This is a genomic window from Citrobacter pasteurii (genome assembly GCF_019047765.1).
Lineage (GTDB): Bacteria > Pseudomonadota > Gammaproteobacteria > Enterobacterales > Enterobacteriaceae > Citrobacter > Citrobacter pasteurii.
This window is the reverse complement of the sequence record NZ_CP077262.1, coordinates 211,114-231,533: the sequence shown is the minus strand read 5'-3', so window position 1 is coordinate 231,533 and position 20,420 is coordinate 211,114. Positions and strand designations below refer to the sequence as shown.

General features: G+C 51.7%; 18 protein-coding genes and 4 tRNA genes. 20 read left to right on the top strand and 2 right to left on the bottom strand.

The window, feature by feature from the left end; translation table 11 throughout:
• Positions 1-99: 99 nt before the first annotated feature.
• Positions 100-1,368, bottom strand: coding sequence for an ATP-dependent RNA helicase RhlB (gene rhlB, locus I6L54_RS01160; protein WP_217124632.1), 1,269 nt, complete (start codon positions 1,366-1,368; stop codon positions 100-102).
• A 238-nt stretch (positions 1,369-1,606) separates the two neighbouring features.
• Between rhlB and trxA the strand changes: the two genes are divergently transcribed.
• The 20 genes from trxA (at position 1,607) to I6L54_RS01060 (ending at position 18,773) form a co-directional block, all read left to right on the top strand.
• Entirely contained in the window at positions 1,607-1,936 is a 330-nt protein-coding gene (gene trxA, locus I6L54_RS01155) for a thioredoxin TrxA (protein ID WP_001280776.1), read from the top strand.
• A gap of 176 nt (positions 1,937-2,112) precedes the next feature.
• Positions 2,113-2,196, top strand: a complete 84-nt coding sequence (locus I6L54_RS01150) for a rho operon leader peptide (protein WP_101743114.1) — start codon at positions 2,113-2,115, stop codon at positions 2,194-2,196.
• A 78-nt stretch (positions 2,197-2,274) separates the two neighbouring features.
• Positions 2,275-3,534 (top strand): transcription termination factor Rho, encoded by a 1,260-nt coding sequence (gene rho / locus I6L54_RS01145; protein ID WP_002437993.1) that lies wholly within the window; start codon positions 2,275-2,277, stop codon positions 3,532-3,534.
• A gap of 239 nt (positions 3,535-3,773) precedes the next feature.
• Positions 3,774-4,877 (top strand): UDP-N-acetylglucosamine--undecaprenyl-phosphate N-acetylglucosaminephosphotransferase, encoded by a 1,104-nt coding sequence (gene wecA, locus I6L54_RS01140; RefSeq protein ID WP_005133353.1) that lies wholly within the window; start codon positions 3,774-3,776, stop codon positions 4,875-4,877.
• Between the two features lie 12 nt (positions 4,878-4,889).
• Complete coding sequence (gene wzzE / locus I6L54_RS01135; protein ID WP_005133352.1) at positions 4,890-5,936, top strand: ECA polysaccharide chain length modulation protein; 1,047 nt, start codon at positions 4,890-4,892, stop codon at positions 5,934-5,936.
• Between the two features lie 55 nt (positions 5,937-5,991).
• Positions 5,992-7,122 carry a non-hydrolyzing UDP-N-acetylglucosamine 2-epimerase gene (gene wecB, locus I6L54_RS01130; protein ID WP_005133351.1) on the top strand — a complete coding sequence of 377 codons (1,131 nt, stop codon included), beginning with the start codon at positions 5,992-5,994 and terminating at the stop codon, positions 7,120-7,122.
• The gene (wecC, locus tag I6L54_RS01125) at positions 7,119-8,381 is read left to right on the top strand and encodes a UDP-N-acetyl-D-mannosamine dehydrogenase (protein ID WP_040230063.1); all 1,263 of its coding nucleotides are present in this window, start codon (positions 7,119-7,121) and stop codon (positions 8,379-8,381) included. The genes wecB and wecC overlap by 4 nt, the downstream gene beginning before the upstream one ends.
• Positions 8,381-9,448, top strand: coding sequence for a dTDP-glucose 4,6-dehydratase (gene rffG / locus I6L54_RS01120; RefSeq protein ID WP_040230065.1), 1,068 nt, complete (start codon positions 8,381-8,383; stop codon positions 9,446-9,448). Before wecC ends, rffG begins: the two co-directional genes overlap by 1 nt.
• Positions 9,449-9,481: 33 nt before the next feature.
• The gene (gene rfbA, locus I6L54_RS01115; protein ID WP_005133346.1) at positions 9,482-10,363 is read left to right on the top strand and encodes a glucose-1-phosphate thymidylyltransferase RfbA; all 882 of its coding nucleotides are present in this window, start codon (positions 9,482-9,484) and stop codon (positions 10,361-10,363) included.
• Positions 10,341-11,018: a dTDP-4-amino-4,6-dideoxy-D-galactose acyltransferase gene (gene rffC, locus I6L54_RS01110; protein ID WP_040230066.1), complete on the top strand. Its 678-nt coding sequence runs from the start codon at positions 10,341-10,343 to the stop codon at positions 11,016-11,018. The genes rfbA and rffC overlap by 23 nt, the downstream gene beginning before the upstream one ends.
• A 4-nt stretch (positions 11,019-11,022) precedes the next feature.
• Positions 11,023-12,153 carry a dTDP-4-amino-4,6-dideoxygalactose transaminase gene (rffA, locus tag I6L54_RS01105; RefSeq protein WP_040230067.1) on the top strand — a complete coding sequence of 377 codons (1,131 nt, stop codon included), beginning with the start codon at positions 11,023-11,025 and terminating at the stop codon, positions 12,151-12,153.
• Between the two features lies 1 nt (position 12,154).
• Complete coding sequence (gene wzxE, locus I6L54_RS01100) at positions 12,155-13,405, top strand: lipid III flippase WzxE (protein ID WP_005133335.1); 1,251 nt, start codon at positions 12,155-12,157, stop codon at positions 13,403-13,405.
• Positions 13,402-14,481, top strand: coding sequence for a TDP-N-acetylfucosamine:lipid II N-acetylfucosaminyltransferase (locus I6L54_RS01095; RefSeq protein ID WP_005133334.1), 1,080 nt, complete (start codon positions 13,402-13,404; stop codon positions 14,479-14,481). Before wzxE ends, I6L54_RS01095 begins: the two co-directional genes overlap by 4 nt.
• Entirely contained in the window at positions 14,478-15,833 is a 1,356-nt protein-coding gene (wzyE, locus tag I6L54_RS01090; RefSeq protein ID WP_040230069.1) for an ECA oligosaccharide polymerase, read from the top strand. Before I6L54_RS01095 ends, wzyE begins: the two co-directional genes overlap by 4 nt.
• Positions 15,833-16,573 (top strand): lipopolysaccharide N-acetylmannosaminouronosyltransferase, encoded by a 741-nt coding sequence (gene wecG, locus I6L54_RS01085; RefSeq protein ID WP_005133328.1) that lies wholly within the window; start codon positions 15,833-15,835, stop codon positions 16,571-16,573. Before wzyE ends, wecG begins: the two co-directional genes overlap by 1 nt.
• 279 nt (positions 16,574-16,852) lie before the next feature.
• The gene (gene thrP, locus I6L54_RS01080) at positions 16,853-18,238 is read left to right on the top strand and encodes a bifunctional threonine/serine APC transporter ThrP (RefSeq protein WP_040230070.1); all 1,386 of its coding nucleotides are present in this window, start codon (positions 16,853-16,855) and stop codon (positions 18,236-18,238) included.
• A gap of 102 nt (positions 18,239-18,340) precedes the next feature.
• A tRNA-Arg gene (locus I6L54_RS01075) sits at positions 18,341-18,417 on the top strand.
• Between the two features lie 56 nt (positions 18,418-18,473).
• Positions 18,474-18,549, top strand: a tRNA-His gene (locus I6L54_RS01070).
• Positions 18,550-18,569: 20 nt separating this feature from the next.
• Positions 18,570-18,655, top strand: a tRNA-Leu gene (locus I6L54_RS01065).
• A 41-nt stretch (positions 18,656-18,696) separates the two neighbouring features.
• Positions 18,697-18,773 (top strand) — tRNA-Pro (locus tag I6L54_RS01060).
• A gap of 445 nt (positions 18,774-19,218) precedes the next feature.
• Here I6L54_RS01060 and hemY read toward each other — a convergent pair.
• On the bottom strand, positions 19,219-20,418 hold the full coding sequence (hemY, locus tag I6L54_RS01055) for a protoheme IX biogenesis protein HemY (RefSeq protein ID WP_005133325.1): 1,200 nt from the start codon (positions 20,416-20,418) through the stop codon (positions 19,219-19,221).
• Positions 20,419-20,420 lie beyond the last annotated feature (2 nt).

The following is a 20,420-nucleotide window of genomic DNA, read 5'->3' as shown; positions in this document are numbered from 1 at the left end:
TTCTCTCACCCGAATCACTTACTAAAGTAAGCTCATCGGGATTCGTTTTCTTGCCGCCTTGATGCAGGCTGAATGATTTTGTGTATGGCATAACTTTTCTTAACCTGAACGACGACGATTACGCGGAGCACCACCGGTGCGACGCGGGCCATTGCCAGTGCGTGGGCGCGTTAAGCGTAACGGCTTCGGCAGATCGGTCATCAGCGCATCTGGGTTGTACTTACTAACCGGAATCGAGTGGCCAATATAGGTCTCGATAGCGGGTAAATTCAGCGCGTATTCTTCACAGGCCAGGCTGATCGAGTGACCGCTCGCGCCAGCACGACCGGTACGACCGATACGGTGGACGTAATCTTCACAGTCATCCGGCAGGTCATAGTTAAATACGTGCGTTACGGCTGGGATATGCAGACCGCGCGCGGCGACATCCGTCGCAACGAGAATGTCCAGATCGCCACGAGTGAACTCATCAAGGATACGCAGACGTTTTTTCTGCGCCACGTCACCGGTAAGCAGGCCTACGCGATGACCGTCAGCGGCAAGGCTGCCCCAGATATCTTCACAACGATGCTTAGTGTTCGCAAAGACGATGGCGCGATCTGGCCACTCTTCTTCAATCAGCGTTTGCAGCAAACGCATTTTCTCTTCGTTGGAAGGATAGAAGAGTTCTTCTTTAATACGATGACCTGTCTTCTGTTCCGGTTCGACTTCAACGTACTCGGCGTTATTCATCTGTTCGAACGCCAGTTCGCGAACGCGGTAAGAGAGGGTGGCAGAAAACAGCATGTTCAGGCGTTGAGTGGTTGGCGGCATACGGCGGAACAGCCAACGAATGTCTTTAATAAAGCCGAGATCGTACATACGATCGGCTTCATCCAGTACCACGACCTGAATCGCGCCCAGGTTGATATGGTTCTGTTTTGCGTAGTCAATGAGACGACCAGTAGTGCCGATAAGAATATCGACGCCGCTTTCCAGCACTTTCAGCTGTTTGTCATAGCCATCACCGCCATAAGCCAGGCCTAATTTCAGACCGGTGGTCTGTGCCAGCGGCTCGGCATCGGCGTGGTTCTGCACGGCTAACTCACGCGTTGGCGCCATAATTAACGCACGCGGTTGGTTCACCTTGCGATCGGCAATCGCGGGATGGGAGAGAAGATAATGAAACGTTGACGTCAGGAACGCCATCGTTTTTCCGGTACCGGTTTGCGCCTGCCCTGCAACATCACGACCTGCCAGCGTTAGCGGCAGCGCGAGGGCCTGAATGGGCGTGCAGTTATGAAACCCTTTATTTTCAAGGGCTTCTATCACCTTTGGGTGCAGGGCGAAGTCGGAAAACTTCTGTTCTGTTAAATGTGTTTTGCTCATAGTGTGGTAGAATATCAGCTTACTATTGCTTTACGAAAGCGTATCCGGTGAAATAAAGTCAACCTTTAGTTGGTTAATACTGTACACAATTCATTCATGATGCGTCGAGATGGCAAGTGAATGGGTCCAAAGAAGCGTATTGAGTACGTGACCAGGACGCAGCGCACAGCCAACAAAAAGGCGCTTGAAGGATGATGTGTAAACACCAACACACCAGGCTTATTCCTGTGGAGTTATTATGAGCGATAAAATTATTCACCTGACTGACGACAGTTTTGACACGGATGTACTCAAAGCGGACGGAGCTATCCTCGTTGATTTCTGGGCAGAGTGGTGCGGTCCGTGCAAAATGATCGCTCCGATTCTGGATGAAATCGCTGACGAATATCAGGGCAAATTGACGGTTGCGAAACTGAACATTGACCAAAACCCAGGCACCGCGCCGAAGTATGGTATTCGTGGTATCCCGACCCTTCTGCTGTTTAAAAACGGTGAAGTTGCGGCGACTAAAGTCGGCGCGCTGTCCAAAGGTCAGTTGAAAGAGTTCCTCGACGCTAACTTAGCGTAAGGAAGTATCATGATCGGGCGGCCATACTTCGAAATGATTCGGATGACTGGACGCCCGACTTGAGTCGTGCTAAGTTAGTGTTGACTTCGTATTAAACATACCTTATTAAGTTTGAATCTAGCTTTATCCAATACTTCCCGTTGTTTCTCGTGCGAGAAGTAGACAGATTCAGGGCCTTGTCACTCAATCCGTCTTGTCGTTTCAGTTCTGCGTACTTTCCTGTGACCAGACAGCGAACAGACATGAGTCGATGGCCGTAAACAGGCATGGATGACCCTGCCATACCATTCACAACATTAAGTTCGAGATTTACCCCAAGTTTAAGAACTCACACCATTATGAATCTTACCGAATTAAAGAATACGCCGGTTTCTGAGCTGATCACTCTCGGCGAAAATATGGGCCTTGAAAACCTGGCTCGTATGCGCAAGCAGGACATTATTTTTGCCATCCTGAAGCAGCACGCAAAGAGTGGCGAAGATATCTTTGGTGACGGTGTGCTGGAGATATTGCAGGATGGATTTGGTTTCCTCCGCTCTGCAGACAGTTCCTACCTCGCCGGTCCTGATGACATCTACGTTTCTCCAAGCCAAATCCGCCGTTTCAACCTCCGCACTGGTGATACCATTTCTGGTAAGATTCGCCCGCCGAAAGAAGGTGAACGCTATTTTGCGCTGTTGAAAGTTAACGAAGTTAACTACGACAAACCGGAAAACGCCCGTAACAAAATCCTCTTCGAAAACTTAACGCCGCTGCACGCAAACTCTCGTCTGCGTATGGAGCGTGGTAATGGTTCTACCGAGGACTTAACGGCGCGCGTACTGGATCTGGCATCGCCGATCGGTCGTGGTCAACGTGGTCTGATTGTGGCACCGCCGAAAGCGGGTAAAACCATGCTGCTGCAGAACATTGCGCAGAGCATTGCCTACAACCACCCGGACTGTGTGCTGATGGTTCTGCTGATTGACGAACGTCCGGAAGAAGTGACCGAGATGCAGCGTCTGGTTAAAGGTGAAGTTGTGGCTTCTACCTTTGACGAACCCGCATCTCGCCACGTTCAGGTTGCGGAAATGGTAATCGAGAAGGCGAAACGTCTGGTTGAACACAAGAAAGACGTTATCATCCTGCTCGACTCCATCACGCGTCTGGCGCGTGCTTATAACACCGTGGTTCCGGCTTCCGGTAAAGTCCTGACCGGTGGTGTGGACGCTAACGCCCTGCACCGTCCGAAGCGTTTCTTCGGTGCGGCACGTAACGTGGAAGAGGGCGGCAGCCTGACCATCATCGCGACTGCGCTTATCGATACCGGCTCTAAAATGGATGAAGTTATCTACGAAGAGTTTAAAGGTACCGGCAACATGGAACTGCACCTCTCTCGTAAGATCGCTGAAAAACGCGTCTTCCCGGCTATCGACTACAATCGTTCCGGTACCCGTAAAGAAGAGCTGCTTACCACCCAGGAAGAGCTGCAGAAAATGTGGATCCTGCGCAAAATCATCCATCCGATGGGTGAAATTGATGCAATGGAGTTCCTCATTAACAAGCTGGCGATGACGAAGACCAATGATGACTTCTTCGATATGATGAAGCGCTCATAATTCAGGTATCATCCGAAAACGCCACGTTTTTACGTGGCGTTTTGCTTTTATGCCTGTAATCTTAACGACACGATAACAATAATACGGTATGACATACCGCCAGGTTGAAAAAGATTCGTAATTTGTATCTTGTGGTTGATAATTATACAGAACCATCGGATATGGAGACGGGTTTCCCTTCTGAATAAAGGTCTTCGTGGTTATACTTCTGCTATTAATTTTCTCTGAGAGCATGCATTGTGAATTTACTGACAGTAAGCACTGATCTCATCAGTATTTTTTTATTCACAACACTGTTTCTTTTCTTTGCGCGTAAGGTCGCAAAAAAGATTGGTTTAGTGGATAAACCCAACTTTCGCAAACGGCATCAAGGATTGATCCCGCTGGTTGGGGGGATTTCAGCTTACGCAGGTATTTGCTTTACGTTTGTGATTGCTGATTATTACATCCCGCATGCTTCTCTCTATCTGGCCTGTGCCGGCGTGCTGGTTTTGGTTGGCGCGCTGGACGATCGTTTTGATATCAGTGTAAAAATCCGCGCAACTATCCAGGCCGCGATCGGCATTATCATGATGTCGGTTGGCAAACTCTATCTTCTTAGCCTTGGGTATATTTTTGGCCCCTGGGAGATGATTCTTGGTCCGTTTGGCTATTTACTGACGCTGTTTGCCGTCTGGGCGGCAATTAATGCTTTCAATATGGTGGACGGTATTGACGGCCTGTTAGGTGGGCTGTCCAGCGTTTCATTTGCGGCGATGGGGTTTATCCTGTGGTTCGATGGGCAGACGAGTCTGGCCGTATGGTGTTTTGCGATGATCGCCGCCATTCTGCCTTATATTCTGCTGAACCTGGGCGTTCTTGGGCGCCGTTATAAAGTCTTCATGGGTGATGCCGGCAGTACGCTGATTGGTTTTACCATCATCTGGATCCTGCTGGAAACCACGCAGGGCAAAACACATCCTATAAGCCCAGTTACCGCACTGTGGATTATCGCCATCCCGTTAATGGATATGGTGGCGATCATGTACCGCCGTTTGCGTAAGGGCATGAGCCCGTTCTCAGCCGATCGCCAGCACATTCATCATTTGGTGATGCGGGCAGGGTTTACTTCCCGCCAGGCATTTGTTCTGATTACGCTGGCGGCGGCCGTGCTGGCATCGATCGGTGTGCTGGCTGAATATTTCCGTTTGGTTCCGGAATGGGCCATGCTGGTGCTGTTTTTAATGGCATTTGGCCTCTACGGATACTGTATCAAGCGTGCCTGGAAAGTGGCGAGATTTATCAAGCGAGTGAAGCGCAGACTGCGAAGAATTCGTGAAGGCAAACCAAACTTAACCAAGTGAATTGAGGATGCGATGACACAACCATTACCGGGGGAAGACGCCATGAGCGCTGAAAATGAACTGGATATCCGTGGGTTGTTTCGTACCTTATGGGCAGGGAAAGTGTGGATTGTCGGTATGGCGCTCGCATTTGCACTTATTGCTCTCGCCTATACTTTTTTCGCCCGTCAGGAGTGGAGCGCAACGGCTATTTCAGACAAGCCTACGGTGAATATGTTGGGGGGCTATTACTCTCAACAACAGTTCCTGCGCAACCTGGATATTAAGGCCAGCCTCGCATCAACGGACCAGCCGTCGGTGATGGATGAAGCCTATAAAGAATTTATCATGCAGCTTGCCTCTTGGGATACGCGTCGTGAATTCTGGCAGCAGACTGATTATTACAAGCAGCGTATGGTCGGAAACAGTAAAGCCGATGCCGCGCTGCTGGATGAACTGATCAATAACATTCAGTTTATGCCAGGTGATGCGTTGCGGAACACCAATGACAGCGTGAAGCTTATTGCGGAAACGGCGCCTGATGCCAACAATCTGCTGCGCCAGTACGTGGCCTTTGCCAGCCAGCGAGCAGCACGTCATCTGAACGATGAGCTGAAAGGCGCATGGGCTGCGCGGACGGTGCAAATGAAAGCGCAGGTCAAACGGCAGGAAGAGGTAGCAAAATCGATTTTCTCTCGCCGTGTTCATAACATTGAACAAGCGCTCAAAATTGCTGAGCAGCATAATATTTCGCGTACTTCTACCGATGTCCCTGCTGAAGAGTTGCCTGATTCTGAGTTGTTTTTACTCGGACGCCCTATGTTGCAGGCGCGACTCGAAAACCTGCAATCTGTTGGCCCAGATTTTGATATGGACTATTTTCAAAACAGAGCCATGCTGAACACGCTGAACGTAGGACCGACCCTGGATCCGCGTTTTCAGACCTATCGTTATTTGCGGACGCCGGAAGAACCGGTAAAACGTGATAGCCCACGTCGTGCTTTCCTGATGATTATGTGGGGCATCGTTGGGGCTCTGATCGGTGCTGGTGTCGCGTTAACCCGTCGCCGTTCGATTTAGCAATACCGTTGCAGTGAGGGGCTGGGCTCTCACTGCCAATCCGAAGAGAATCGATGTGAAAGTACTGACTGTATTTGGTACGCGACCGGAGGCCATTAAGATGGCTCCTCTGGTTCATGCGCTGGCTAAAGATCCTGATTTCGACGCGAAAGTTTGCGTCACTGCACAGCATCGGGAGATGCTCGATCAGGTATTGCACCTCTTTTCCATCGTACCTGACTACGATCTCAATATTATGCAGCCAGGTCAGGGACTGACAGAAATTACCTGCCGAATTCTGGAAGGATTAAAACCAATCCTCGCTGAGTTTAAACCTGATGTGGTGCTAGTCCACGGTGACACAACAACAACCCTTGCGACCAGTCTGGCCGCGTTTTATCAGCGTATTCCGGTGGGACATGTTGAGGCTGGGTTGCGAACTGGCGATCTCTATTCTCCCTGGCCGGAAGAGGCAAACCGTACACTGACCGGACGCCTGGCAATGTATCACTTTTCCCCAACTGAAAATTCACGCCAAAACCTGTTGCGTGAAACCATTCCGGATGGCCGTATTTTTGTCACGGGGAACACGGTTATTGATGCGTTGATCTGGGTTCGCGATCGTGTACTCGGAAATGAAGCGCTGCGCGCTGAACTGGCTGAGCGCTATCCTTTCCTGGATGCGGATAAGAAGATGATCCTGGTGACCGGTCATCGTCGGGAAAGCTTTGGTCGCGGCTTTGAGCAAATCTGCCATGCACTGGCGGAAATTGCCGCGGCTAATCAGAATGTACAGATTGTCTATCCGGTACACCTGAACCCCAACGTTAGCGAGCCGGTAAATCGAATCCTGGGTCATGTTGAAAACGTGATCCTGATTGAGCCACAGGACTATCTGCCATTCGTCTGGCTGATGAATCATGCCTGGCTTATCCTTACCGATTCCGGCGGGATTCAGGAGGAAGCCCCTTCTCTGGGCAAACCGGTGTTGGTGATGCGAGAAACAACGGAACGGCCAGAAGCCATTACCGCAGGCACAGTACGTCTGGTTGGGACTGACCCTCAGCGTATTGTGGCAGAAGTCACGCGCTTGCTGCATGACGAAAATGAATATCAGACCATGAGCCGCGCCCATAATCCGTATGGTGATGGGCAGGCGTGTGGCCGCATTTTACACGCGTTAAAAAATAATCGGATATCGCTATGAGTTTTACGACCATTTCTGTCATTGGGCTGGGTTATATCGGACTGCCGACGGCGGCCGCTTTTGCTTCCCGTCAAAAACATGTTATTGGCGTAGATGTAAATCAACATGCGGTGGATACCATTAACCGCGGTGAAATCCACATCGTTGAACCTGATTTGGGTGCTGTGGTGAAAACAGCAGTCGAAAATGGCTTTCTGCGTGCGGTTACAACACCTGTTGAAGCAGACGCTTATCTGATTGCTGTGCCGACCCCCTTCAAGGGGGAGCATGAACCCGATATGGTCTATGTTGAAGCCGCAGCGAAGTCGCTTGCGCCGGTGCTGAAAAAAGGGGCGTTGGTGATCCTTGAATCGACGTCACCCGTCGGGGCAACGGAACAGATGGCAGCATGGCTTGCAGAAATGCGCCCTGATCTGACTTTCCCGCAGCAGACGGGGGAACAGGCTGACGTAAATATTGCTTATTGTCCGGAGCGCGTGCTGCCAGGGCAGGTGATGGTTGAACTGATTAAAAATGACCGTGTGATTGGCGGAATGACCCCCGTTTGCTCTATGCGCGCCAGTGAACTGTACAACATCTTCCTCGAAGGTGAATGCGTGGTGACTAATGCCCGCACCGCAGAAATGTGCAAGTTGACCGAAAACAGCTTCCGCGATGTCAATATCGCCTTTGCTAATGAACTGTCGCTGATTTGCGCCGATCAGGGGATTAACGTCTGGGAACTGATCCGTCTGGCGAACCGTCACCCGCGGGTTAATATTTTGCAGCCTGGACCTGGCGTTGGCGGACACTGTATCGCAGTCGACCCGTGGTTTATTGTGGCGCAGAACCCACAGCAGGCGAGATTGATCCGCACCGCACGTGAGGTAAATGACAGTAAGCCTCATTGGGTTGTCGATCGGGTAAAAGCCGCGGTAGCGGATTGTTTGACGGAGACTAATAAACGTGCCAGCGACGTAAAAATTGCCTGTTTTGGTCTGGCGTTCAAACCGAATATTGATGATTTACGTGAAAGCCCGGCAATGGGGGTGGCGCAAAGTATCGCACGCTGGCACAGCGGTGAGACGTTGGTGGTTGAACCGAATATCCATCAGTTGCCGAAAAAACTGGATGGCCTGTGTCAACTGGCGAAACTGGATGCTGCGTTGGCAAGTGCCGATGTGCTGGTGATGCTGGTTGACCATAATGAATTTAAAGCGATTAAAGGCGATGCGGTGCACCAGCAATACGTGGTTGATACCAAAGGAGTCTGGCGCTAATGAAACGAATTCTGGTTACCGGTGGTGCAGGATTTATTGGCTCAGCGGTTGTGCGTCACATCATTAATGAGACTCGGGATGCCGTGGTAGTAGTTGATAAGTTAACCTATGCCGGAAACCTGATGTCGCTGGCGCCGGTTGCACAGAATGCCCGTTTTGCCTTTGAACACGTGGATATCTGCGATCGCCTGGCGCTCGACAACGTGTTTCAACAGTATCAGCCGGATTGCGTGATGCACCTGGCGGCAGAAAGTCATGTCGATCGTTCTATTGATGGTCCCGCCGCATTTATTGAAACCAATATTGTCGGGACCTACACGTTGCTGGAAGCCGCTCGCGCATACTGGAATGTGTTAACCGATGATAAAAAGCAGGCGTTTCGTTTCCACCATATATCAACCGACGAAGTGTACGGCGATCTGCATTCTACGGATGATTTCTTTACCGAAACGACGCCGTATGCACCGAGTAGTCCTTATTCCGCGTCAAAGGCCAGCAGCGATCATCTGGTACGAGCCTGGTTGCGTACCTACGGGCTGCCAACGTTAATGACTAACTGCTCCAACAATTATGGGCCCTACCATTTCCCGGAAAAACTGATCCCGCTGATGATACTCAATGCACTGGCGGGAAAACCTCTGCCGGTGTACGGCAACGGACAGCAGATTCGTGACTGGCTGTATGTGGAAGATCATGCCCGGGCGCTCTATTGCGTCGCGACAACAGGTGCGGTTGGCGAGACCTATAATATTGGTGGTCATAACGAGCGTAAAAACCTGGACGTGGTCGAAACGATTTGCAGCTTGTTGGAAGAACTGGCGCCGCAAAAACCAAAAGGTGTTATGCGGTATCGTGAACTGATCACCTATGTTGAAGATCGCCCAGGCCATGATTTGCGCTATGCCATTGATGCGTCAAAAATTGCGCGTGAACTTGGCTGGGTGCCGCAGGAAACGTTTGAAAGTGGGATGCGTAAAACCGTGCAATGGTATCTGGCAAATGAGGCCTGGTGGAAACCCGTGCAGGATGGCAGCTACCAGGGTGAGCGTTTGGGCCTGAAGGGCTAACAGCCTGGTTTTGGCGCCCGGAGGAGGGATCATATGAAAGGTATCATTCTGGCTGGTGGCTCAGGTACTCGCCTGTACCCCATTACGCGCGGCGTATCGAAGCAGCTATTGCCTATTTACGATAAGCCCATGATCTATTACCCGCTATCGGTACTGATGCTGGCGGGAATTCGCGAGATCCTGATTATTACCACACCGGAAGATAAAGGGTATTTCCAGCGTTTGCTGGGAGATGGCTCTGAGTTCGGTATTGCATTGCACTATGCAGAGCAGCCCAGCCCGGATGGTTTAGCACAGGCGTTCATTATTGGTGAAACGTTCCTTAACGGCGAACCGTCATGTCTGGTACTTGGGGACAATATCTTCTTTGGTCAGGGATTTAGTCCAAAACTTCGCCATGTCGCCGCCCGCACGACAGGTGCGACGGTATTTGGCTATCAGGTAATGGATCCTGAGCGTTTCGGTGTGGTGGAGTTTGATGACAATTTTCGGGCAGTCTCGCTGGAAGAGAAGCCGAAAGAACCAAAATCAAACTGGGCGGTGACAGGACTCTATTTCTACGACAGTAAGGTAGTGGAATATGCAAAGCGCGTGAAACCTTCTGAGCGTGGGGAACTGGAAATTACCTCCATTAACCAGATGTACCTTGACGATGGCAATCTGACCGTTGAGCTGCTTGGCCGTGGCTTTGCCTGGCTGGATACCGGTACGCACGACAGTCTGATTGAAGCGAGTACTTTTGTGCAGACGGTAGAGAAACGTCAGGGCTTTAAAATCGCCTGCCTGGAAGAGATAGCATGGCGCAATGGTTGGCTGGATGATGAAGGTGTAAGACGTGCCGCCAGCTCTCTGGCTAAAACAGGCTACGGCCAATATTTGCTGGAGCTTCTCCGTGCCCGTCCGCGCCAGTATTGAGCCTCTGGATTGGGAAAATACGTTCTTTGGCGTGAATAGCGCCATCGTACGGTTTGACCCGCACGCACCGATCCTGACAGCAGAAGTTTTACAGCGCTGGGAACGGGTGCAGGCAAAAATACCTTCCGCTAATGTTCATGAATTAGATGCCCTGCAGCAGTTGGGCTTTTCACTGGTCGAAGGTGAGATGGACTTTGTTCTGCCGGTGGCGTGTGCCCGTGAAAATCCCGGTGCACAGGTGGCGCAAGCTGCGGATATCCCGCTACTGCGTCGACTGGCAGGAGAGGCGTTCGCCCAAAGTCGTTTCCGCGCACCGTGGTATCCCGTGGAGGCCAGTGCGCGTTTTTATGCACAGTGGATAGAAAACGCTGTGCTGGGCACGTTCGATCATCAGTGCCTCATTTTTCGCACACAGACAGGTGGGATTCGCGGTTATGTCTCACTACGTGACGTCAATGATACTGATGCACGTATTGGCTTACTGGCTGGTCGTGGTGCGGGTGCCGAACTCATGCAAGCTGCGCTTTGCTGGGCACAGGCTCGCGGTAAAACAACATTGCGGGTGGCGACCCAGATGGGCAACACCGCCGCGCTTAAACGTTATATACAGAGCGGTGCAAATGTGGAAAGCACCGCGTACTGGTTATACAGGTGACAAAATGATTCCATTTAACGCACCGCCGGTGGTGGGAACCGAGCTTGAATACATGCAGTCAGCGATGAGCAGCGGCAAGCTGTGTGGCGATGGTGGTTTTACCCGCCGTTGCCAGCAATGGCTGGAGCAGCATTTTGGCAGTGAGAAAGTACTGCTGACGCCTTCCTGTACCGCATCACTGGAGATGGCGGCATTATTGCTGGACATCCAGCCCGGCGATGAAGTCATCATGCCCAGTTACACATTCGTTTCTACCGCGAACGCATTCGTGCTGCGTGGCGCAAAAATCGTCTTTGTCGATATCCACCCGGATACCATGAACATTGATGAGACGCTGATTGAAGCGGCGATTACCGAGAAAACCCGTGCTATTGTGCCGGTGCACTACGCCGGGGTTGCCTGTGAAATGGATACCATTATGGCGTTGGCGTCACAGTACAACCTGTTCGTGGTGGAAGATGCTGCTCAGGGCGTCATGTCGACTTACAAAGGTCGTGCGCTGGGGACCATTGGTCACATCGGCTGCTTTAGCTTCCATGAAACCAAAAACTATACCGCAGGCGGTGAGGGCGGGGCGACGCTGATCAACGACCGTAAATTAGTTGAACGTGCAGAAATCATCCGTGAAAAGGGGACGAATCGCAGTCAATTTTTCCGCGGTCAGGTTGATAAATATACCTGGCGTGATATTGGCTCCAGTTATTTGATGTCCGATCTCCAGGCGGCCTATCTGTGGGCGCAACTGGAAGCGGCAGAGCGTATTAATCATCAGCGTCTGGTGCTGTGGCAGAATTATTATGATGCCCTCGAACCGCTGGCGCGTGCCGGGCGTATTGATTTACCCGTCATCCCGGAAGGTTGTGCGCAGAACGCCCATATGTTTTATATCAAGCTGCGTGATATTGACGATCGCACGGCGTTGATTAACTTCCTGAAAGAAGCCGAAATTATGGCGGTATTCCATTATATTCCGCTGCATGATTGTCCGGCTGGCGATAAATTTGGCGTGTTTTCCGGAGTCGATCGTTACACCACCAAAGAGAGTGAACGCCTGTTGCGTCTGCCGCTGTTTTACAACCTGTCGCCGGTTAACCAGCGCACAGTGATTACGACCTTACTCAACTACTTCTCCTGATATGTCGCTGGCTAAAGCGTCCTTGTGGACGGCTACCAGTACGCTGGTAAAAATTGGTGCGGGCTTGTTGGTGGTAAAACTGCTGGCGGTCTCTTTCGGCCCTGCGGGTGTGGGCCAGGCGGGAAACTTCCGTCAGATGGTCACCGTGCTTGGCGTGTTGGCGGGCGCTGGGATTTTCAACGGCGTCACGAAATACGTTGCGCAGCACCATGATGACCCGGCGCGGTTGCGTAAGGTGGTGGGGACATCATCCGCTATGGTGTTGGGATTCTCTACGCTGATGGCGGCGATTTTTTTGCTGGCAGCAGCGCCTATCAGTCAGGGATTGTTTGGTCATACGCATTTTCAGGGGCTGGTACGCCTGGTTGCGTTGGTACAGATGGGGATTGCCTGGGCAAACCTGTTGCTGGCGTTGATGAAAGGATTCCGTGATGCCGCAGGTAATGCGCTATCGCTGATTATTGGCAGCCTGGTCGGCGTCGTGGCCTACTACGGTTGCTATCGGTTGGGCGGATACGAAGGTGCTTTGCTGGGGCTGGCGCTGGTGCCAGCGCTGGTGGTGGTGCCCGCCATGCTTATGCTGATCAAGCGTGGAGCCCTCCCTGTGCAATACCTGAAACCTTCCTGGGATAACGGGCTGGCAGGGAAACTCAGCAAGTTTACGTTGATGGCGCTCATTACCTCTGTGACGCTGCCAGTGGCGTATGTGATGATGCGAAACCTATTGGCGGCGCAATACAGCTGGGATGACGTGGGGATTTGGCAGGGGGTGAGCAGTATCTCTGATGCGTACCTGCAATTTATTACCGCTTCATTCAGTGTGTATCTGCTGCCAACACTGTCTCGCCTGACTGAAAAGCGCGACATCACGCATGAAGTTATCAAATCGCTGAAATTTGTATTGCCGGCAGTTGCCGCCGCGAGTTTTACCGTCTGGCTGTTACGTGATTTTGCTATCTGGCTGCTTTTCTCCGCTAAATTCACCGCCATGCGTGATTTGTTTGCCTGGCAACTGGTGGGGGATGTACTGAAAGTGGGTGCCTACGTATTTGGCTATCTGGTGATCGCGAAGGCCTCGCTGCGGTTTTATATTCTGGCCGAAATTAGCCAGTTCATTTTGTTGACGGCATTTGCTCACTGGTTGATCCCCGTGCATGGTGCTCTGGGCGCGGCACAGGCCTATATGGCAACGTACATCGTCTATTTTTCTCTTTGTTGTGGCGTGTTTTTACTCTGGCGTAGGCGGGTATGACTGTACTGATTCACGTTCTGGGATCGGATATCCCTCACCATAACCAAACCGTGCTGCGGTTCTTCAACGACGCGTTGGCTGCAACAAGCGAGCACGCGCGCGTGTTTATGGTTGCCGGTCAGGATACGGGATTTAGCGAGAGCTGCCCGGCATTATCACTGAGTTTCTACGGCGGAAAGAAGGCGCTGGCAGAGGCCGTTATCGCCAAAGCTAAGACGGATCGCCAGCAGCGTTTCTTCTTTCATGGGCAGTTCAATACCAGCCTGTGGCTGGCATTGCTGAGCGGGGGGATTAAGCCTGAGCAGTTTTACTGGCATATTTGGGGTGCCGATCTGTATGAAGTCTCCAGTGGGCTGAAATTCCGTCTGTTTTACCCGATTCGCCGAATGGCACAAAACCGCGTGGGTTGTGTCTTTGCCACGCGAGGCGATCTGAGTTATTTCGCTGAGCTGCATCCACGTGTACGCGGGGAATTGCTCTATTTCCCGACGCGGATGGATCCCGCGCTCAATAACATGAGCAGTGAATGTCAGCGTAGTGGCAAGATGACGATCCTGGTCGGGAACTCTGGCGATCGCAGTAATGAGCATATTGCCGCGCTACGCGCTGTTCATCAGCAGTTTGGTGATACGGTGAACGTGATTGTGCCAATGGGTTACCCGGCAAATAATGCAGGCTATATTGAAGACGTGCGCCAGGCGGGTCTGGCGTTATTTAGCGCCGATAACCTGCAAATTCTCAGTGAAAAGCTGGAGTTTGATGCCTATCTGGCGCTACTGCGTCAGTGCGATCTGGGTTACTTTATTTTTGCCCGTCAGCAGGGGATTGGTACATTGTGTCTGCTGATTCAGGCGGGGATCCCGTGCGTGCTCAATCGTGAAAACCCATTCTGGCAGGATATGGCAGAGCAAAACATCCCGGTTCTGTTTACGACAGATGTACTCAATGAAGGCATTGTACGCGAGGCGCAGCGCCAGCTGGCATCGGTTGATAAAAGTGCAATTACTTTCTTTAGCCCGAATTATCTGCAACCGTGGCATAACGCGCTGCGCATTGCCTCAGGAGAAACCGTATGAGTCTGATGCAATTCAGCGGTCTGCTGGTGGTGTGGCTGCTCTCGACTTTGTTTATCGCCACGCTGACCTGGTTTGAATTCCGACGCGTGCGGTTTAACTTCAATGTCTTCTTCTCATTGCTGTTTTTATTGACGTTTTTCTTTGGTTTTCCGTTGACCAGCGTGCTGGTCTTTCGCTTTGATGTGGCGGTGGCCCCGCCGGAAATTCTGCTGCAGGCGTTGCTGTCCGCTGCCTGTTTCTACGCAGTGTACTATGTGACCTATAAAACACGTCTGCGGAAACGGAGCCCGGAGAGAACGCGCAAACCGCTGTTTACCATCAATCGCGTTGAAGCACATTTGACCTGGATTATCCTGATGGCGATTGCGCTGGTGAGCGTGGGCATTTTCTTTATGCACAACGGTTTCCTGCTATTCAGGCTGCAATCCTATAGCCAGATTTTCTCCAGTGAAGTCTCCGGGGTGGCTCTGAAACGCTTCTTCTACTTCTTCATTCCGGCGATGCTGGTGGTCTACTTCCTGCGTCAGGACAGCAAAGCGTGGCTGTTCTTCCTGGTGAGTACCGTTGCATTTGGTTTGCTGACGTACATGATTGTTGGCGGAACCCGCGCCAATATTATTATCGCGTTTGCCATTTTCCTGTTTATCGGCATTATTCGCGGCTGGATTTCGCTGTGGATGCTGGCCGCGGCGGGTGTATTGGGTATTGTCGGGATGTTCTGGCTGGCGCTGAAACGCTACGGGATGAACGTCAGCGGCGATGAGGCGTTCTATACGTTCTTGTACCTGACGCGCGACACCTTCTCGCCGTGGGAGAATTTGGCGCTATTGCTGCAAAATTACCACAATATTGAGTTTCAGGGACTGGCGCCGATCGTCCGTGATTTCTACGTCTTTATACCGTCCTGGCTGTGGCCGGGCCGACCTGGCATTGTGCTCAATTCCGCAAACTATTTTACTTGGGAAGTGCTGAACAACCACTCGGGCCTGGCTATCTCCCCGACGCTGATTGGTTCGCTGGTGGTGATGGGAGGTGCCTTGTTTATACCGTTAGGTGCGATTGTGGTTGGCCTAATTATTAAATGGTTCGACTGGTTGTATGAATTAGGCAACCGGGAAACTAATCGCTATAAGTCGGCGATTTTGCACAGTTTCTGTTTCGGTGCCATTTTTAATATGATCGTTTTGGCACGTGAAGGGTTAGATTCGTTTGTCTCGCGAGTTGTCTTTTTCCTCGTGATTTTCGGTATTTGTCTGTTGGTGGCAAAATTGTTGTACTGGCTGTTTGATAGTGCGGGACTCATCCATAAACGAATAAAGTCGGTGCCCCGGACACAGGTTGAAGGATCGTAATGACAGATAACACAACTGCGCCGCTGTATTCACTGCGCGGATTAGAACTGATTGGCTGGCGCGATATGCAACATGCGCTGAATTACCTGTTTGCCGAGGGACGTCTCAGGCAGGGGACGCTGGTAGCAATTAACGCTGAAAAAATGCTGACAGCGGAGGATAACCCAGAGGTTCGGACGTTGATCGAAGCCGCTGAGTTTAAATATGCGGATGGGATCAGCGTGGTGCGTTCCGTGTGTAAAAAATTCCCGCAGGCGCAGGTATCACGTGTGGCGGGTGCCGATCTCTGGGAAGCGCTGATGGCACGCGCCGGGAAGGAAGGAACGCCCGTATTCCTGGTTGGCGGTAAGCCTGATGTTCTGACACAAACAGAGGCAAAACTGCGCGCACAATGGCACGTCAATATTGTTGGCAGTCAGGACGGCTATTTTACCGCCGATCAGCGTCAGGCGCTGTTTGAGCGTATTCATGCCAGCGGCGCGCAACTTGTTACCGTGGCGATGGGTTCGCCGAAACAAGAAATTTTTATGCGCGATTGTCGCCAGGTCCATCCGCATGCGCTGTATATGGGCGTGGGCGGCACCTACGATGTGTTTACCGGGCACGTAAAGCGCGCGCCCAAATTCTGGCAGAGCCTGGGATTGGAGTGGCTGTATCGCTTGCTGCTGCAACCGAGTCGTATCACCCGCCAACTTCGTTTATTACGTTATCTCCGCTGGCACTATACCGGCAATCTCTGACATCACCTCTGCGTTGTTCAGTAGCGCGTTATGCTAAACGTGCTACTTATTCACAACATAATCGCTGCTTTCTCGCACAATCTATTCATTTTTTGAATGCTTTAATTGCCATTTAGGCGATTTTAAGAAACCATTCGCAACAATCATTGCAGTGCCGTGGTGTTTTTGGCGCCAACCGTAAAGTGGTCGGTGCTGAATGGCCTGTTATGGCAAAAAAACGATGTACCCATAACGATAACCGGTAATACCGGAAACAATGCAAACACAACAAGAGGATCTATGGCAGAGAATAAATCTGAGCTACAGCGTGGGCTGGAGGCTCGTCACATCGAATTAATTGCCCTTGGCGGCACCATTGGCGTCGGACTGTTTATGGGGGCTGCCAGTACCCTGAAATGGGCTGGACCGTCGGTTCTGCTGGCGTATATCGTCGCTGGGCTGTTCGTCTTCTTCATCATGCGCTCCATGGGGGAGATGTTGTTCCTGGAGCCGGTCACCGGCTCATTCGCCGTTTACGCTCACCGTTATATGAGCCCCTTCTTTGGCTATCTTACCGCATGGTCATATTGGTTTATGTGGATGGCGGTGGGGATCTCGGAGATTACCGCCATTGGGGTCTACGTGCAGTTTTGGTTCCCGGAAATGGCGCAATGGATACCCGCGTTGATTGCGGTGGGTCTGGTGGCGCTGGCAAACCTGGCAGCAGTTCGCTTGTATGGTGAAATCGAATTCTGGTTTGCCATGATTAAAGTGACCACCATCATTGTGATGATTGTCATTGGCGTAGGGGTGATTTTCTTCGGCTTTGGTAACGGTGGTCAGGCGATCGGCTTTGGCAATTTGACCGAGCATGGCGGCTTCTTCGCGGGTGGCTGGAAAGGGTTCCTGACAGCATTGTGTATTGTTGTTGCTTCCTATCAGGGCGTGGAGCTGATCGGCATCACGGCTGGTGAAGCGAAGAATCCACAGGTCACACTACGTAGCGCAGTGGGTAAGGTCCTGTGGCGTATCCTGATTTTCTACGTGGGCGCGATTTTTGTTATCGTCACTATCTTCCCGTGGAATGAGATTGGCAGCAACGGCAGCCCGTTCGTTCTCACTTTTGCCAGGATTGGTATTACAGCAGCCGCTGGGATTATCAACTTTGTGGTCCTGACGGCGGCGCTGTCTGGCTGTAACAGCGGGATGTACAGCTGCGGGCGCATGCTCTATGCGCTGGCAAAGAATCGCCAACTACCCGCCGCTGTTGGAAAAGTTTCTCGCCATGGCGTACCGGTTGCCGGTGTGGCCATTTCTATCGCGATCCTGCTGATTGGTTCGTGCCTGAACTACATCATTCCCAACCCGCAGCGCGTATTCGTTTATGTTTATAGCGCCAGCGTACTGCCGGGGATGGTGCCATGGTTTGTGATCCTGATAAGCCAGCTGCGTTTCCGTCAGGCCCATAAGGCGGCGATCACCAGTCATCCTTTCCGCTCGATTTTGTTCCCGTGGGCGAATTATTTGACGATGGCGTTCCTGATTTGCGTATTAATTGGCATGTACTTTAATGAAGATACCCGAATGTCGCTGTTTGTTGGCATTGGCTTCTTACTGGCGGTGACGCTCATTTATAAGGTTTTTGGCCTGAATCGTCATGGCACAGCCCAAAAATTGCAGGAATAAGCGACAAAACGCACAAAGCGTGACCAAACGATAATTTATTTTAAAAAAGCACTAGACAGCAGACCGAGACCTCCGTAATATCCAGCCCCGCAACGGCGCTAAGCGCCCGTAGCTCAGCTGGATAGAGCGCTGCCCTCCGGAGGCAGAGGTCTCAGGTTCGAATCCTGTCGGGCGCACCATTTAGTAAGGTGCCGGAGCTGCGGTGGTTTTAATACCGCGTAAAAGATTTGCAGTGGTGGCTATAGCTCAGTTGGTAGAGCCCTGGATTGTGATTCCAGTTGTCGTGGGTTCGAATCCCATTAGCCACCCCATTAATTTAAAGTTGTGAAATGCGAAGGTGGCGGAATTGGTAGACGCGCTAGCTTCAGGTGTTAGTGTCCTTAGGATGTGGGGGTTCGAGTCCCCCCCCTCGCACCACGACTTAAAGAATTGAACTAAAAATTCAAAAAGCAGTAAAACGGCGAGTAGCGCAGCTTGGTAGCGCAACTGGTTTGGGACCAGTGGGTCGGAGGTTCGAATCCTCTCTCGCCGACCAATTTTGAACCCCGCTTCGGCGGGGTTTTTTGTTTTCTGTTCTTCACTTTTGTCCCTCTTCTCCCCCAAATGTCATGAAGTCCTAAAAAGCCGCAATCCCTGGTTTTTACAGTGCAATCACCGCATACGCTGTGTAATAATATGCGTGTAGATGCTCATTCCATCTCTTATGTTCGCCATCAGGCCTCATAAACTCAGGAATGATGCAGAGCCGTTTACGGTGCTTATCGTCCACTGACAGATGTCGCTTTAGCTTCATCAAACACCATGGACATAACGTTGAGTGAAGCACCCATTTATGTTGTCATACAGACCTGTTTAACGCCTGCTCCTTACCGAGCGGGCGTTTTTTTATGCATATACACGCCATCCTTCAAGCTGCTTCATGAATGATTTGCATATAGGGAGTGGGCCCGGTAAGCAAAACGCCACCGGGCAAGAGGGAGTTACTGCGGAGGGTTGTTGTTCTGCAAGGTCAACATCAGGCCATCACGCCGCATTGTTGCCGCCTCTTCTGGCTGATGCAGCCTGTCCAGTGCGTCGGCAAGCCAGGCGTAGTCGTATGCATCCGGGCGTTGTTTAAGCGCGGCACGGAAGGCGAGCGTAGCTTCCTGCCATTCACCGTGCTTCATCAATGACTGACCAAGCGTACTCCACAGCAGTGGGCGGTCGCCCACCACTTTAATTTGCTGGCGCAGTACTTTTTCTATCTGTTCCGGGTTGTTGGTTTTCAGACGTGGGATCGGCAGCACCAGGCGGTCGTCATACTGACGTTTCAGACCATCGATGATGATTTGCTGTGCCGTATCGTGATCGTCACACTCAATCAGATGTTCTGCCATCGCCACCTGCAGGGCAACCTGATGACGAGTCTTACGGCTCTGGTTTTTCCACCATGCGCGTAACCCCTCGCTGCCCTGATCGGCGCGAACCTGATCCATCAGACCCACCCATGCCTGCTGTTCCAGCATCACACGGTGTTCTTCATCACCAACATGCGCTTTCGCCATTGATGGAATGATATCCAGCAAAGAACTCCACGCACCGGTGCGAATATAAGCCTGTTCAGCCAGGCGCAAGACTTCCGGATGACGTGGCGTCACTTCCAGCAGTTTGTCTACGCTGTGGCGTGCGGCATGGTTTTCATTACGCGCCAGTTGCAGGCGAACACGGGCGATTTCGACCGGGATCGTATCATTTCCGGCGAGTTCGGCTGCGCGTTCAAGGTGTTGATTAGCTCGGGCTTCATCACCACGCTGCTGAGCCGCTTCTGCCGCCAACAGGTAATTCACCACCGGCTGTTCTGCGTGATCGGCATTTTTTGACATCAGCTTTTCAACCTGCTGATAGTCGCCTTCTGCCAGTTTAAGCAGCGCCTGCTCGGTCTGCTTACGCGCACGACGGCGTTTACGCCCCACGAACCAGCCGCGGGTATGCGCACCAGTACGGAATATACGGCGCAGCAGCCACTCAATCGCAAAAAGAATGACCATCGCGACGATCAGAATGATCACCAGACCCGTCACGCTGGTTTCGATGTTGTAGTTATCCGTCTGGATCAGAACATAGCCCTGATGACCAGCAATCATCGGACCAACGACGATCCCGGCAATCAACAGCACAAAGAGCAATAATACTTTTAGCATCA

Excerpts from the sequence above, each read along its gene's own strand:
- trxA (WP_001280776.1), top strand. The coding sequence starts at position 1,607 with ATGAGCGATAAAATTATTCACCTGACTGACGACAGTTTTGACACGGAT.
- hemY (WP_005133325.1), bottom strand. The coding sequence starts at position 20,418 with ATGCTAAAAGTATTATTGCTCTTTGTGCTGTTGATTGCCGGGATCGTC.
- rhlB (WP_217124632.1), bottom strand. The coding sequence starts at position 1,368 with ATGAGCAAAACACATTTAACAGAACAGAAGTTTTCCGACTTCGCCCTG.
- rfbA (WP_005133346.1), top strand. The coding sequence starts at position 9,482 with ATGAAAGGTATCATTCTGGCTGGTGGCTCAGGTACTCGCCTGTACCCC.
- rffA (WP_040230067.1), top strand. The coding sequence starts at position 11,023 with ATGATTCCATTTAACGCACCGCCGGTGGTGGGAACCGAGCTTGAATAC.
- rho (WP_002437993.1), top strand. The coding sequence starts at position 2,275 with ATGAATCTTACCGAATTAAAGAATACGCCGGTTTCTGAGCTGATCACT.
- wzyE (WP_040230069.1), top strand. The coding sequence starts at position 14,478 with ATGAGTCTGATGCAATTCAGCGGTCTGCTGGTGGTGTGGCTGCTCTCG.
- wzzE (WP_005133352.1), top strand. The coding sequence starts at position 4,890 with ATGACACAACCATTACCGGGGGAAGACGCCATGAGCGCTGAAAATGAA.
- rffG (WP_040230065.1), top strand. The coding sequence starts at position 8,381 with ATGAAACGAATTCTGGTTACCGGTGGTGCAGGATTTATTGGCTCAGCG.
- I6L54_RS01095 (WP_005133334.1), top strand. The coding sequence starts at position 13,402 with ATGACTGTACTGATTCACGTTCTGGGATCGGATATCCCTCACCATAAC.
- wecG (WP_005133328.1), top strand. The coding sequence starts at position 15,833 with ATGACAGATAACACAACTGCGCCGCTGTATTCACTGCGCGGATTAGAA.
- thrP (WP_040230070.1), top strand. The coding sequence starts at position 16,853 with ATGGCAGAGAATAAATCTGAGCTACAGCGTGGGCTGGAGGCTCGTCAC.
- wecC (WP_040230063.1), top strand. The coding sequence starts at position 7,119 with ATGAGTTTTACGACCATTTCTGTCATTGGGCTGGGTTATATCGGACTG.
- wzxE (WP_005133335.1), top strand. The coding sequence starts at position 12,155 with ATGTCGCTGGCTAAAGCGTCCTTGTGGACGGCTACCAGTACGCTGGTA.